The 14,607-nt window shown below is 60.5% G+C and carries 13 protein-coding genes; all 13 read left to right on the plus strand.

The features are described from left to right. The first annotated feature begins 33 nt into the window (after positions 1-33). The 13 genes from BM413_RS13745 (at position 34) to BM413_RS13805 (ending at position 14,507) form a co-directional block, all read left to right on the plus strand. On the plus strand, positions 34-240 hold the full coding sequence (locus BM413_RS13745) for a hypothetical protein (protein WP_091913896.1): 207 nt from the start codon (positions 34-36) through the stop codon (positions 238-240). Positions 241-335: 95 nt separating this feature from the next. After that, positions 336-641 (plus strand): hypothetical protein, encoded by a 306-nt coding sequence (locus BM413_RS13750; protein WP_091913897.1) that lies wholly within the window; start codon positions 336-338, stop codon positions 639-641. 80 nt (positions 642-721) lie between these two features. Next, the gene (locus BM413_RS13755; RefSeq protein WP_091913898.1) at positions 722-1,387 is read left to right on the plus strand and encodes a response regulator transcription factor; all 666 of its coding nucleotides are present in this window, start codon (positions 722-724) and stop codon (positions 1,385-1,387) included. A gap of 46 nt (positions 1,388-1,433) precedes the next feature. Further along, positions 1,434-2,810: an ATP-binding protein gene (locus BM413_RS13760; RefSeq protein ID WP_091913899.1), complete on the plus strand. Its 1,377-nt coding sequence runs from the start codon at positions 1,434-1,436 to the stop codon at positions 2,808-2,810. Between the two features lie 112 nt (positions 2,811-2,922). Beyond that, entirely contained in the window at positions 2,923-3,387 is a 465-nt protein-coding gene (locus BM413_RS13765) for an RT0821/Lpp0805 family surface protein (protein ID WP_091914084.1), read from the plus strand. Between the two features lie 98 nt (positions 3,388-3,485). Further along, positions 3,486-4,625: a c-type cytochrome biogenesis protein CcmI gene (gene ccmI / locus BM413_RS13770; protein WP_091913900.1), complete on the plus strand. Its 1,140-nt coding sequence runs from the start codon at positions 3,486-3,488 to the stop codon at positions 4,623-4,625. 5 nt (positions 4,626-4,630) lie between these two features. Then, on the plus strand, positions 4,631-5,083 hold the full coding sequence (ccmE, locus tag BM413_RS13775) for a cytochrome c maturation protein CcmE (protein ID WP_091913901.1): 453 nt from the start codon (positions 4,631-4,633) through the stop codon (positions 5,081-5,083). Beyond that, entirely contained in the window at positions 5,083-7,068 is a 1,986-nt protein-coding gene (locus BM413_RS13780; protein WP_091913902.1) for a heme lyase CcmF/NrfE family subunit, read from the plus strand. Before ccmE ends, BM413_RS13780 begins: the two co-directional genes overlap by 1 nt. Further along, a complete protein-coding gene (locus BM413_RS13785) occupies positions 7,065-7,532 on the plus strand; it encodes a cytochrome c-type biogenesis protein (RefSeq protein ID WP_091913903.1) in 468 nt (155 codons plus the stop codon). The genes BM413_RS13780 and BM413_RS13785 overlap by 4 nt, the downstream gene beginning before the upstream one ends. A 127-nt stretch (positions 7,533-7,659) precedes the next feature. Next, positions 7,660-9,201 carry a Do family serine endopeptidase gene (locus BM413_RS13790; protein ID WP_091913904.1) on the plus strand — a complete coding sequence of 514 codons (1,542 nt, stop codon included), beginning with the start codon at positions 7,660-7,662 and terminating at the stop codon, positions 9,199-9,201. 201 nt (positions 9,202-9,402) lie between these two features. Continuing rightward, complete coding sequence (locus BM413_RS13795) at positions 9,403-10,077, plus strand: response regulator transcription factor (protein ID WP_091914086.1); 675 nt, start codon at positions 9,403-9,405, stop codon at positions 10,075-10,077. Positions 10,078-10,080: 3 nt separating this feature from the next. After that, positions 10,081-11,535, plus strand: coding sequence for an ATP-binding protein (locus BM413_RS13800; protein ID WP_091913905.1), 1,455 nt, complete (start codon positions 10,081-10,083; stop codon positions 11,533-11,535). Continuing rightward, positions 11,532-14,507 carry a bifunctional [glutamine synthetase] adenylyltransferase/[glutamine synthetase]-adenylyl-L-tyrosine phosphorylase gene (locus tag BM413_RS13805; RefSeq protein ID WP_091913906.1) on the plus strand — a complete coding sequence of 992 codons (2,976 nt, stop codon included), beginning with the start codon at positions 11,532-11,534 and terminating at the stop codon, positions 14,505-14,507. The genes BM413_RS13800 and BM413_RS13805 overlap by 4 nt, the downstream gene beginning before the upstream one ends. Positions 14,508-14,607: the final 100 nt, after the last annotated feature.

Genomic DNA, 14,607 nt, shown 5'->3' on the forward strand with positions numbered 1-14,607 from the left:
GTTCCATTTCTCCTGAAAGGAAAGAAACAAGCGATGAACGAAAGCAAACCTTGGTATCTCTCGCGCACGATCTGGGCGTCTGTGATCACCGTTATGGCCGCAACGGCCGGGCTGATTGGTCTTTCTGTCGACGATGCCGATCAGGCTGTCCTGACGGACACTATACTTCAGGTTGTTACAGGGCTGGCGGGCATTATTGCCATTATTGCGCGGCTGTCGGCTACGGACCGGATCGGCTGAAACGACAGGGATCGTCGCAGGCTTGCCAGCCTGCTCCAATACTGCTGATCTATCGTTCATTTCACGTTCAGCAGTCATTGGGTAGAACGACACGCATGAAAACGCTTCGCTCAAAATTCCGGTCTGCTGCCCTGGCGCTCAGCGCCTCAGGCGTATTGTTGTCGGGGGTATTCTCTCTCCCGGCAGGAGCGGACGAATTTTCCGATGAACAGCCGCTGATCATGGCTGCTGCCGATTGCTATTCGATCGGCCAGCAGGTCGCCGCTCAAAACGGCGGCACGCTTGCCAAAGCGAGCTCGGCAACCCGCGGCGGTCAGGCTGTCTGCGTGATCGTCGTCCTGGTGCCTGGCAAGGATGGCGAGCGGCCGCGACGTTCCGAGTTCGTCGTTCCGCAGAACTGAGTTCCGGTTTGCGTTGTTTCCCCACAGCTTGGAATCGGCCTATATCTGACCCCCGTTTGCGGTAACAGGCGAATAAAATCATGCGCATACTGGTCGTAGAAGATGACAAGGACCTGAACCGTCAGGTGTCAGAGGCGCTCAGCGATGCCGGATATGTCGTCGACACGGCATTCGACGGTGAGGAAGGGCATTTCCTCGGTGATACCGAACCTTATGACGCTGTCGTGCTCGATATCGGTCTGCCGCAGATGGATGGGATCAGCGTGGTCGAACGCTGGCGGCGAAACGGCCGCAAGATGCCTGTGCTTATTCTCACGGCGCGCGACCGCTGGAGCGACAAGGTTTCCGGCATCGACGCAGGGGCCGACGACTATGTGACGAAGCCCTTCCATATCGAGGAAATCCTGGCGCGCGTGCGTGCGCTCATTCGCAGGGCCGCGGGCCATGCTTCCTCGGAATTGACATGCGGTCCGTTGCGGCTCGATACAAAAGCCTCGAAAGCGGACGTCAACGGCGTGCCACTCAAATTGACCTCCCACGAATTCAGGCTGCTTGCCTATCTCATGCATCACATGGGCGAGGTTGTTTCACGCACCGAACTGGTGGAGCATCTGTATGATCAGGATTTCGATCGGGATTCCAATACGATCGAGGTGTTCGTCGGCCGGCTTCGCAAGAAGATGGGCATCGACATGATCGAGACGGTGCGGGGTATGGGCTATCGCATGCGTGAGCCCAGCGTGTGAGGCCCGAACGTCTCCAGCCATCGATTTTGTCCGGCGGACATATCAGATGACCGTCGGACCCCGCTCGCTGGCATTTCGCGTCGTCGCCTTTTCAACCATCTGGGCGGTTCTTGCTCTCATTGCCATCTACACGGTGATCGCCACGCTCTATCAACAGACGAGCGAACGGGGTTTCGAGAGCCTTTTGTCCGCCCATCTCTTCAACCTGATCGGGTCTGTTGGCGTGTCGGAGCCCGGCGTGCTGACCGGTGGCCCTGATCTCGGCGATCTCAGATTTTCCGAACCAAATTCGGGCTGGTACTGGGTGGTCGAGCCAGCCTCACCTGGCCTGAGCGGTTCGCTTCGTTCGCTGTCGATGACGGAGCCGATTCCGTCGCCGACTGCCGAAGAGGTTCCGTTCAACTCCAGCTTCCAGCGCAATTACGAAACCAAGGGCATCGCCGGCGAAGATCTCGAAGTGTTTGAAAGCGAGTTCGTGCTCGATGCAAAGAATCGGATCGCGCGCTTTCGCGTCATGGGGAACCGGACGGAACTGGAAGATGAGATCGGCGTCTTCGAACGACGTCTCCTAACCTATCTCTCGCTGTTTGGCGTGGGGATGATCGCCATCAATGCGATCGCGATTCTTTTGGGCCTGAGACCGCTTGGCCGGGTTCGTGAGGCGCTGGCTATGGTGCGTGAGGGGACCGCCCAGAGGCTGGACGGCAAGTTTCCTGCCGAGATCGAGCCGCTGGCCAACGAAACCAATGCGCTCATCGACAACAATCGGCGCATCGTCGAGCGATCGCGCACTCAGGTCGGAAATCTGGCACATTCGCTGAAAACGCCTCTTGCCGTACTCATCAATGAGGGGCGGGCTCTGGGCGGCAAGAAGGGAAAGCTCATCTCCGACCAGGCAACAGCCATGCAAAGCCAGGTCGATCACTATCTCCAGCGCGCTCGTGTGGCGGCGCAGCGCGACAGCGTCGTCTACCGGACGCCCATTTCCCCGATTTTGCACCGGTTGGTGCGAGTGATGGAGAAGCTGAAGCCGGAGAACCAGCTTACGCTCGTGGAACCGTCATCTGAAATCGTATTCGGCGGTGAACGTGAAGACTTGGAGGAAATCGTCGGCAATCTGCTGGAAAATGCCATGAAATGGGCAAATAGCACTGTGCGCGTGTCGGTTGACCAGGTAGCCCACGGCGAGGATGCGGTGGGCATGTTCTCGATAACGATCGAGGACGATGGACCGGGTATACCCGAGGAAAAGGCGCGCGAAGCGCTAAAACGCGGTCGGCGTCTCGACGAAACTAAGCCAGGCTCGGGTTTGGGCCTTGCGATCGTTGCGGATCTCGTCAACGAATACAGCGGCAAGCTCATGCTCGAGCGGTCTGCAATGGGCGGTCTTAGTGCGATTGTTCAACTTCGCAGTGTGCAATAGGAAGAATGCGCCGTTCGGCCATAGGCAAGCGGCCAAATTTCGGCCAAATATCAACACTAACGCAACGTCCAAGCCCTTGATCATGGTTGCAAATTCGGAGCTGGTGGTAAGCATGAAATTTCGCGTGACACTGGTTGCCGGACTGCTTGCCGTCTCGGGGTGCACGACGACCGGTTTGTCCGACACGAAAGTGGGCGCCGCCGCCGGCGCTATCGTGGGCGGCGTAACCGGAAATCAGGCCGGTTCGGCAAATGGAAAAGTCGCCTCGACAATCCTCGCTGCGATGGGCAATGGACTGATTGGCGGCTCGGCCGGCGCAGGCATGGACGATCGGGATCGTCGAAGCGCGCTCGAAGCCGAATACAAGGCGCTTGAATACACACAAAGTGGCCAGCCCGTTTCATGGAAAAGCGAGCGATCGGGTTTCTCGGGTCAGGTGGTCGCGGCGCAGCCCTATCGCGTTGGATCGCAGGATTGCCGACAGTATACCCATACGGTCTATGCCTCCGGCCAGACCCGAACCGCGCGTGGGACGGCCTGCCGAAACACCGATGGCAGCTGGACGCCGCTGACCTGACGCCCCTTTCGGCTTGTTGGCATAAGGTAGGGTTGGACGCTAATCCGCCGCAGGCGGATGATGTTGGCATGGAATCTGGTGGCGTCTATTAAGAGTGCATGATGTTCTGGATCGTTGCAGCCCTGCTCACGCTCGGTGCTAGCCTTGCGGTTTTATTGCCGCTTGCTAGCCGGCCGAAGGGCGATTCCGGCGGCAATGAGCATGATCTCGAAGTTTACAGGGATCAGCTCTCGGAACTCGACCGGGATATGGCAAGGGGTCTGATCGCTCCCGCGGACGCGGAACAGGCTCGCGCCGAGATCGCGCGCAGGATCATCCGGGCCGGCAGTGGCGGCGAAGGCGGCTCTGTTCCGCGCTTTGCGACGAGCGGTCGGGTACTCGGCGGTGTGGCCGTCCTTGCAATTCCATTGATAAGTTGGGGGCTCTATGCGGCCATCGGGTCGCCGGATGTCCCGTCCCAGCCGCTGCAGGAGAGGCTGGCGCAGAACCCGGCGGACGGTTCGGTTGACGAACTCATCGCGCGGGCAGAAGGCCATCTCGCTGCCAATCCGCAGGATGGACGCGGTTGGGACGTGTTGGCGCCGGTCTATCTGAGGCTCGGCCGTTTCGATGAAGCCGCCACGGCCTACCGCAATGCTATCCGGCTGGAAGGCTCTACCGCAACGCGTGAAGCAGGGTTGGGCGAGGCGATTACCGATGCCGGTGAGGGCATTGTATCTTCAGACGCGCAGCGTGCTTTCGAACGGGCGCTGAAACTTGAGCCTACACAACCGAAAGCAAGCTTTTATCTGGCCACAGCGCTGGTTCAGGATGGCAAGATGACGGAGGCCGCCAAGGCCTGGGAGGCCATGCTGGCGCTCCTTCCCGGTGACTCGCCCTGGCGAAGCCCCACGGAACAGGCACTGGCCGAGACCAGGAAGCGTCTGGCGGAAGCTGGTCCACAAAAGCCCTCCACAGGCCCGACCCAGACCGAGATCGATGCCGTGGCTTCCATGTCGCCGACGGACCGGACCGCCATGATCGAAACCATGGTGGCAGGGTTGGACGAAAAGCTGCGCGAGAATCCGAACGATCCGGAAGGCTGGATGCGGCTTGTGCGCTCGTATCTCGTGCTTGGCAAAAAGGATGATGCGCGCACAGCGTTCAATCGCGGTTTGTCCGCTTTGGGCGCTTCGACCGAGGACGGTCGGAAATTCGCCGACTTTGCAGCCACTCTTGGCCTCTCGGCGACGGAGTAGCTGGTATGACGCGTAAACAGAAGAGATTGTCGGTCATCGCAGCGGGCGCCGCATTTCTGATCGCCGCGACCGGCCTTACATTTTACGCGCTTGGCCAGAAGGCATCCTATTTCTACATGCCTGCTGATCTGCAGACGGCCACACTCGAACCAGGTCAGCGCATTCGCCTCGGCGGCCTTGTCGAAAAGGGCACGATCGTTCGAGGGCAGGGCACTGAGGTCAGCTTTGGCGTAACCGACAAGGAAAATTCGGTTAAAGTGACTTATACCGGCATTCTTCCCGATCTTTTTCGGGAAGATCAGGGCGTCATCACCGAAGGCACCTTTGGCGCCGACGGCGTCTTTGTTGCCGACAGCGTGCTTGCCAAGCATGATGAAAACTACATGCCGAAAGAGGTTGCCGATAGCCTGAAAGCCAAGGGCGTCTGGCAGGATGAACAGGCAGGGGGCGGTTCGTAATGGTTGAAACCGGTCACTTTGCGCTTGTTCTGGCCTTTGCGCTGGCCCTGGTACAGTCGCTGGTGCCGCTGTTTGGCGCGCGCACCAGCAATGAGCGGCTGATGGCTGTTGGTGGCCCGGTCGCTGTCACCGGTTTTGCGCTGACGGCACTTTCCTTTGCCGCCCTCACCATGGCCTATGTGCAGTCCGATTTTTCGGTCGCCAATGTCTGGGAGAACTCGCATTCGCTCAAGCCGATGCTGTTCAAGATCACCGGCACATGGGGCAACCACGAAGGCTCGATGCTGCTCTGGGTGCTGATCCTGACGTTCTTCGGCGCGCTGGTCGCGGTGTTTGGCACCAACCTTCCAAACACGTTGCGTGCTAATGTTTTGGCCGTTCAGGGCTGGATCGGTGCTGCTTTCTTCCTTTTCATCCTGGCGACGTCCAACCCCTTTGCGCGGTTGGTGCCGGCGCCGATCGAGGGGCGGGATCTCAACCCGATCCTTCAGGATATCGGCCTGGCCATACACCCGCCGCTTCTCTATCTCGGTTATGTCGGCTTCTCCGTCTGTTTTTCCTTCGCCGTTGCGGCCCTGATCGAGGGCAAGATCGACGCCGCCTGGGCGCGATGGGTCCGTCCATGGACGCTTGCCGCCTGGCTGTTCCTGACCGGCGGTATCGCGATGGGTTCATACTGGGCCTATTACGAACTTGGCTGGGGCGGCTTCTGGTTCTGGGACCCGGTCGAGAACGCGTCCTTCATGCCGTGGCTCGCCGGAACGGCGCTGCTTCATTCAGCGATCGTCATGGAAAAGCGCTCGGCCCTGAAAATATGGACGCTGCTTCTTGCGATCCTCACTTTCTCGCTTTCGCTGCTGGGAACCTTCCTTGTTCGATCGGGTGTACTGACTTCGGTTCACGCATTCGCCACCGACCCGAGCCGTGGTGTTTTCATCCTCTGCATTCTGATGCTGTTTATCGGAGGCTCGTTGACGCTCTTTGCCCTGCGCGCCGGCAGCTTGACCACCGGCGGGATGTTCCAGCCGGTTTCCCGCGAGGGCGCGCTTGTCCTCAACAACCTGTTCCTGACGACGGCTGCCGCCACGGTTCTCATAGGCACGCTCTATCCGCTGGTCATAGAGGCGATTACTGGCGACAAGATCTCGGTTGGTGCCCCCTTCTTCAACCTTACCTTCGGCTCGCTGATGGTGCCGTTGCTGATGCTCGTTCCGTTCGGGCCGCTCCTGGCATGGAAGCGCGGTGATATCTTCGGTGCCGCTCAACGGCTGATGTTCGCATTCGGCGGCGCATTGCTGGCCGTGCTGGTCACGATGCTCGCCGTCGAAGGGGAAACGGTCTTCGCCGCCCTCGGCATCGGGCTTGCCTTCTGGCTCATTCTTGGCGCGCTCACCGATATTGTCTTGAAGTCCGGCTTCGGCAACGTTGCTCCACGCGTCATGTTGAGCCGTTTCGTCGGCCTGCCGCGATCGGTATTCGGCACCACTCTTGCCCATCTTGGCGTCGGGCTTTCCGTGCTTGGGATCGTTGGTGTCGTCTCGTTCGAGACCGAAAAGATACTGACCATGCGTGCTGGCGAGACCGTCGAGCTTTCCGGTCATACGGTACGCTTCGAAGGTCTGCATCCGTTCCAGGGGCCGAACTACACCGAAGACCAGGGACGCTTCGTCATTCTGGGTGCAAGCGGCAATGCAACGGGCGAAATCATCTCGTCCAAGCGCTTCTATCCCGCGCGCCGCATGCCGACAACGGAGGCCGGCATCAAGACGCTGGGCTTCAGCCAGCTTTACATTTCGCTGGGTGACGAGACGACGGACGGTGCAGTTGTCGTGCGCATGTGGTGGAAGCCGATGGTCACGCTTATCTGGCTCGGCGGGCTGGTGATGATGATAGCGGGTGCCGTATCGCTGACCGACCGGCGGTTGCGCGTCGGCGCACCGGCGCGGCGAGCGAAACCTGCCAGGCCGAGCCCTGCGACGTCATGAAACGCGCGTCGCCTTTCGCCGCTGTCGGGTTGTTTCTGGCCTTGGTCTGGAGCGGTGCGGCCTATGCGGTGCTGCCCAATGAAGTGCTGCAGGATCCGGCTCTTGAGGCACGTGCGCGCCTGCTTTCCGAAGAACTGCGCTGCATGGTCTGCCAGAACCAGTCCATAGATATGTCGGATGCCGAGCTTGCCCACGATCTGCGGGTGTTGGTGAGAGAACGCCTGGTTGCCGGCGACAACGACGTGCAGGTTCTGGATTACGTTGTTGCCCGCTACGGCGAGTTCGTGCTCCTGAAGCCGCGTTTCAGCTTGCGCAATGCGCTGCTGTGGGGCGCGCCGCTGATCCTGCTTCTGTGCGGCGGTGTGGTGATGTTCTATGCCGCCAGAAACCGGCGCGTTTCCGATGTGCCGGCACTTACGGCCAAGGAAAACGAAGCGCTCGAAGAAATTCTGCGCAAGGACTGAGAACCGCTGGGTTCCAACGAAACATTACGAAAGTTTCATCCAGCGGAAAGAGCGTTGTAATGTAGGTTTCTCTATCCATCTTTCAGAGGATGCGGTTCAGACGCATCCCTTTGAAGAGGATAGTTTCATGACCAACTCCCCCACGCCCGTTTCGAAGACTCGCAGCCGGCTGTTGGCCGCCGCTGCTTCCATGGCTATAGCCGGGGCTATCGGCCTTGGCGCGGTCACTTCCGGCACCGTCCCGGTTTTCGCCGAGGCAGTGCGCGTCGACGCCCCCCAGGCCCCCGGTTTTGCCGATGTGGTCGAACGTGTAACGCCCGCAGTGGTCAGTGTTCGGGTGAAGGCCAAAATCCAGCCGACCTCCGATGACGGCGGCGATTTCACCCCCGGCCCACGTGGCTTCGACAATCTCCCTGACGATCATCCGATGAAGCGCTTCTTCCGCCAGTTCCGTGGCGACGGCGAAGGCGACCAGCGTGGACAGAGGCGTTTCAACCGCCCGGACCGTGAGCGTGGCCCGCGGCCTGTCTCGCAAGGCTCTGGCTTCTTCATTTCCGAAGACGGCTATCTCGTCACCAACAACCACGTTGTCGACGGAGGTTCATCCTTCACTGTTGTCATGGATGACGGCAAGGAACTCGACGCCAAACTGATCGGCTCCGATCAGCGCACCGACCTTGCCGTTCTGAAGGTCGAAGGCGATGGCAAGTTCACCTATGTCGACTTTGCTGACGACTCCAAGGTTCGCGTCGGCGACTGGGTCGTCGCGATAGGCAACCCATTCGGCCTGGGCGGCACGGTTACGGCCGGCATCGTCTCGGCACGCGGCCGTGACATAGGTGCTGGCCCTTACGACGATTTCATCCAGATTGACGCGGCGGTGAACCGTGGCAACTCCGGCGGTCCCGCCTTCAATCTCAGCGGCCAGGTCGTCGGCATCAATACGGCCATCTTCTCGCCTTCGGGCGGCAATGTCGGTATCGCCTTTGCGATTCCCGCGTCCACCGCCAAGGTTGTTGTTCAGGACCTGATGAAGAACGGCTCGGTCCAGCGCGGCTGGCTCGGTGTCCAGATCCAGCCTGTCAGCAGGGAAATCGCCGAGTCCCTCGGCCTGAGTGGCGCCAAGGGTGCGTTGGTCTCCGAGGCGCAGGAGGACGGCCCGGCCAAGAAGGTTGGGATTGTTGCCGGCGACGTCATCACCCAGATCAACGGCAAGGACGTAGCCTCGCCCCGCGAGCTCGCCCGTCTCATCGGCGGCTTTGCACCCGGCAGCTCGGTCGACGTTACGCTTTGGCGCAATGGCAAGTCGGAAACCGTCAAGCTTGACCTTGGCGAGTTGCCCGGCTCCGACAAGCAGGCGTCGAACGACCAGCAGTCTGCGCCTGAAGTGCCGGCGGATGCGCTTGCCGATCTCGGCTTGACCGTCACCGGTGCGGATAACGGCAAGGGTCTGGTCGTGACTGCGGTCGAACCCGACAGCGACGCTGCCGAGCGCGGCATCCAAGCCGGCGACGTCATCATGGCGGTGAACTCGGTTGAGGTGAAGGGCGCGGACGACGTTACCAAGGCCATGTCCGACGCCGCCAAGGCTGGCCGCAAGGCAGTTCTGGTGCAGGTCTCTCGTGACGATGCCAATCGCTTCGTAACGCTGCCGGTAGCAAAGGGCTGACCCGCAGATAGAGTTCCTTCGGCGCGGCGATTTCAACACCCCCCGGGCGTCGCGCCGGAGAAAAAGGGGGCAGGCGCGATTTGTCAGTCCGCATCGGCTCCAGCGGCAACAGGCTCCCATCGGCCTGTTGCCGCAAACTTCCGGAGATCGCGAATGAACGCTAACATCATGGAACAGGCAGAAATCGCGTATAGTGGTGCGATGAAGATTCTCGTTATCGAAGACGACCGCGAGGCAGCGGAGTATCTGGAAAAGGCGCTTGCCGAGGCAGGGCACACGGCCCATGTCGCCGGCGACGGCGAAACAGGCTTCGCGCTGGCCGATTCCGGTGACTACGATGCCATGATCGTGGACCGCATGCTGCCGCGCCGCGATGGGCTTTCCGTGATCGCTGGCCTGAGATCGCGGGGCAACACCACTCCTGTGCTTATTCTCTCAGCATTGGGCGAAGTCGATGATCGCGTCACGGGCTTGCGCGCCGGCGGCGACGACTACCTGACAAAACCTTACGCGTTCTCCGAATTGCTGGCGCGGATCGAAGTCCTCAATCGCCGCGCTGCCTCCCGCGAGGCCGAGACGGTCTATCGCACCGGCGATCTTGAACTCGACCGTCTCTCGCATACCGTTCGCCGCGCTTCGCAGGACATCACGCTCCAGCCGCGCGAATTCAGGTTGCTCGAATACCTCATGCGTCACGCGGGGCAGGTGGTTACGCGCACCATGCTGCTCGAAAATGTCTGGGACTACCATTTCGATCCGCAGACCAATGTCATCGACGTGCATGTTTCGCGGTTGCGCGGCAAGATCGAGAAGGGCTTCGACAGTCCGATACTGCATACGGTTCGTGGTGCGGGCTACATGCTCAAGGCCGGATAACACATGGCCTTGAGACTGCCTGCCATCATGAAAACGACGGCAGCCCGACTGTCGGCACTTTATCTGATCCTTTTCACGCTGTGTGCGGTTCTTCTGGTCTTCTACATGACGTCCCTGTCGGCGCGCATGCTGACGGGGCAAACCATGGAGACGATCAACGAGGAAGTGCAGGGCCTTGGCAGTGCCTATCAACGCGGTGGGCTGCCGCTGCTGGTGCGCACGATCGAGAGGCGGTCGCGCCAGCCCGGTGCCAATCTCTATCTGATTGCCGACGCCAATGGCCGCATCCTTTCCGGCAATGTCCAGAGCCTTCAGCCCGGCGTTCTCAACACCGACGGCTGGACCGAGATACCATTTTCCTACCAGCGGTTCGGCGAGGGTGCCGACCGGCGCACTAACAACTCGACCGATCCGGAGCCTGCCCAAATGGACGTCGAGGCACGGCACAATGCAATCGCCGTCGTGCTCAGATTACCCAACCAGATGATCGTGATGGTCGGCCGCGATCTCGGCGAGCCGGAACGCTTCCGCGCTGTCGTGCGCCGCGCCTTGATGGTCGCGCTCGGCATGATGGGACTGGGCGCGGCACTCATCTGGTATTTTGTCGGTCGAACCGCCCTCAGACATATCGACAGCGTTTCCGAAGCGAGCCGCCGCATCATGGGTGGCGACCTGTCAGGCCGTCTTCCGGTGACCGGAGCCGGTGACGAATTCGACCGCCTCTCCGAGAACCTCAACACGATGCTGGCCCGGATCGCCAATCTGAATGAGGGGCTGAAACAGGTCTCTGACAATATCGCCCACGACCTGAAGACGCCGCTGACCCGGCTGCGCAATCGCGCTGAGGCGGCTTTGTCCGGGCAGCAGAAGCCTGCTGAATATCGTGCCGCGCTTGAAGGCACGATCGCTGAATCCGATCAGTTGATCCGCACCTTCAACGCCATCCTGATGATCTCGCGGCTGGAAGCGGGGTACTCGGCCGAGGCGGTTTCGAAAGTCGATCTTGCCGCCGCCGTCCGCGACGTGGTCGAGCTTTACGAGCCTGTGGCCGAAGAAGTGGGCGTTGGATTGGAAACGGCGGTCGATGGCTCCTTCATTATCGATGGCAACCGGGAACTGGTTGCCCAGGCGCTGTCCAACATCGTCGACAATGCCATCAAATATTCGGTGGATTCGACGGAAAAACCCATGGTTCGGGTAACGCTTGAAAGAAATGCCGGTGAAATCAGGCTCGGCGTCACCGACAATGGCCAAGGCATCCCCGATGATACCGACAGGGAACGCGTCACTGAACGCTTCGTGCGGCTTGAGAAAAGCCGCTCGCAACCAGGCTCCGGCCTGGGGCTCAGCCTCGCCAAGGCAATCATGAAATTTCACCATGGGCGGCTCGAACTTTCGTCAGCCAATCCGGGATTATCTGTCATTATGACCTTTCCACAGAGGGAGGCAGGGAAATGACGGCAGGGTCGACTGCGAAGACGGCAAAAGCGGAAACCGAGAACTGGTTCCGGGGATCGACCGCCAGCTTGACGCCTTTGGATCGCGCGCGGGCTAGGCGCGAGCTTTCCGAGATTGCTGCCTCGGCCGAAGAAGATGGCTTTCCGCGGGTCGCCGAATTGCTGGCCGGGAAAAGCAAGCTGGCCGCATTCCTGGAAGCGGTGTTCGACCTTTCCAGTTTCATGCGCGATTCCGCCCGAAGGCGGCCGGACATCCTCGATGCGTTGTTCGACGAGACTATCGATGAGCGGCTGCTCTCGATCCGGGCCGCTATCGCCGCCGCGGCGCGTGCAGAGGACGTCTCGGAAAAGACGCTGATGATGGCGCTGCGCAAGCTCAAGCTGGAAGCGCATTTCCTGATCGCGCTCGCCGATCTTGCGGTCGAAGCCGACACCGCGACCACTGTTCGCCGCCTGAGCGACCTGGCGGATGCATGCACGGGTGCCGCAGTGGATTTCCTGCTTCGCGAAGCGCATTTCCAGGGCAAGCTGAAACTGCCTGATCCCGAAAATCCGTCGGAAGGGTCAGGCTGGATACTGCTCGGCATGGGCAAGCTGGGTGCGCATGAGCTGAATTTTTCGTCGGATATCGATCTGGTCGTGTTCTTCGAGCCTGAAGCGCCTGCGGTCATCGATCCGCTCGACGCATCAGAGCTCTTCGCGCGCCTGACGCGGCGTCTGGTCCGCATCCTTCAGGACCGCACCGAGCATGGCTATGTCTTCCGCACCGATTTGCGCCTGCGCCCTGACCCTGGCTCGACGCCGCTGGCGATCCCGGTCCAGGCGGCACTGCTCTACTATGAAAGCCGCGGCCAGAACTGGGAGCGAGCCGCCATGATCAAGGCGCGTCCGGTTGCCGGCGATTTGAAAGCGGGTGCGGCCTTCCTTAGGGAATTGCAGCCCTATGTCTGGCGCAAATATATGGATTACGCCGCGATTGCCGATGTGCATTCGATCAAACGCCAGATCCACGCCCACAAGGGCCACGGCGAAATCGCGGTGAAGGGCCACAACGTCAAGCTCGGACGCGGCGGCATCCGCGAAATCGAGTTTTTCGTCCAGACCCAGCAGCTTATCGCCGGCGGGCGTTTTCCGGAACTGCGCGGCCGTGAAACCGTGCAAATGCTCGGGCAGCTCGCCGCGCGCGGCTGGATCACCGCCGAGGCGAGGGATGCTCTGACGCGCCAATACTGGTTCCTGCGCCGTGTCGAGCATGCGATCCAGATGGTGGCCGATGAGCAGTCGCATACCTTGCCCGAGGACAACGAAGGCTTGGAACGCATCGCCCATATGCTCGGATTTGCTGATGCGGATGCGTTCTCAAAGGAGTTTCGGGCGTCTCTGCAGCAGGTCGAGCAGCATTACGCAGCTCTTTTCGAGACAGCCCCGGAACTCTCTTCCGGCATCGGCAATCTCGTCTTCACCGGCGATGTCGACGATCCCGATACGCTTCAAACCTTGCATCGACTCGGCTTCGAGCGGCCCAGCGACATTTGCCGCGTGATCCGCACCTGGCATTTCGGGCGATATCGCGCCACGCAGTCTGCCGAGGCGCGCGAGAGGCTGACCGAGTTGACACCAGCGCTGCTCGAAGCCTTCGGCAAGACGCGGCGTGCCGACGAAGCGTTGTTGCGCTTCAACGATTTTCTGGCTGGCTTGCCCGCTGGCATTCAGCTCTTTTCGCTGCTGCAATCCAATCCGGCACTTTTGAAGCTGCTGGCGACGATCATGGGAGCCGCCCCCCGACTTGCGGGCATCATCACGCGGCGGCCGCATGTCTTTGACGGCCTGCTCGATCCGGCCCTTTTGTCCGAACTGCCCGACAGGGCCTATCTTGCAGGTCGGCTCGCAGCTTTCCTGGAAGCCGCAAAGACTTATGAGGAAACGCTCGACCGGCTGCGCATCTTTGCCGCCGAGCAGAAATTCCTGATCGGCGTGCGCCTGCTGGCTGGCTCCATCGATGCTGGAAGGGCGGGAAGGGCTTTTTCCGATCTAGCCGATTTGACCATTGGCGCAGCACTCGATGCGGTGATCGAGGAGTTTTCGTCGCGCCACGGCAAGGTTAAGGGCGGCAAGACCGCAATTCTCGGCATGGGCAAGCTTGGCAGCCGCGAGCTGACCGCCGGCTCCGACGTCGATCTCATCCTGCTCTACGACCATGATGCCGATGCGGAGGAATCCGACGGCGAAAAGCCGCTAGCGCCCTCGCATTATTACACGCGCCTGACCCAGAGGCTGATTGCCGCCGTTTCCGCGCCCACTGCCGAGGGCGTTCTCTACGAACTCGACCTGCGCCTGCGGCCATCAGGTAACAAGGGTCCGGTGGCGACGCATATAGATGCGTTCCGCAAATACCAGCGCGGAGAGGCCTGGATCTGGGAGCATATGGCACTGACCCGCGCACGTGCCGTTGCGGGTGACGAGACGCTTTGCGATGCCGCCGAAGCCGAGGTTGCCGAAATCATCGCCTTGCCGCGCGATGCCGCTAAGGTCGCCAAGGAAGCGGGCGACATGCGCAAGATGATCGAGGAGGAAAAGCCGCCGAGAGACTTATGGGACATCAAGCTCATTCCTGGCGGATTGATCGACCTTGAATTCATCGCCCAGGTTGCAATCCTGACTGGCCAGGTTGAGGCCGGAGAACGCACCACCGGTACCGGTGAAATTCTCGCACGGCTTGCGCCCGGTTTTGCCGACGCGCAGGTGCGCCAGGAGCTAGGCGAAGCCTTTTCGCTCTACGTTTCGCTAACACAGATGATCCGGCTTTGCCTGACCGGCCATTTCGAGCGGCAGGATGTGCCGCCGGGCCTTTCGGACATGCTCTTGGCTATTACCGATCTTCCGGATTTCAGCGTGCTCGAGGCACACGTCAAGGAAACGTCGCAAAGGGTCAGAACCTATTTCGACCTTCTGCTGCGTACAAAACGCAAATGACCGCGATGGGAAATAGGGACGAGATTTCGGTCCGCACAACCATAAAAACAAGCGCTGAATAAGGATTTTCTCGGATGCCACCGGCATCCGGAGTTTGCTG

It is taken from the genome of Mesorhizobium sp. YR577, from assembly GCF_900116595.1.
Lineage (GTDB): Bacteria > Pseudomonadota > Alphaproteobacteria > Rhizobiales > Rhizobiaceae > Mesorhizobium_M.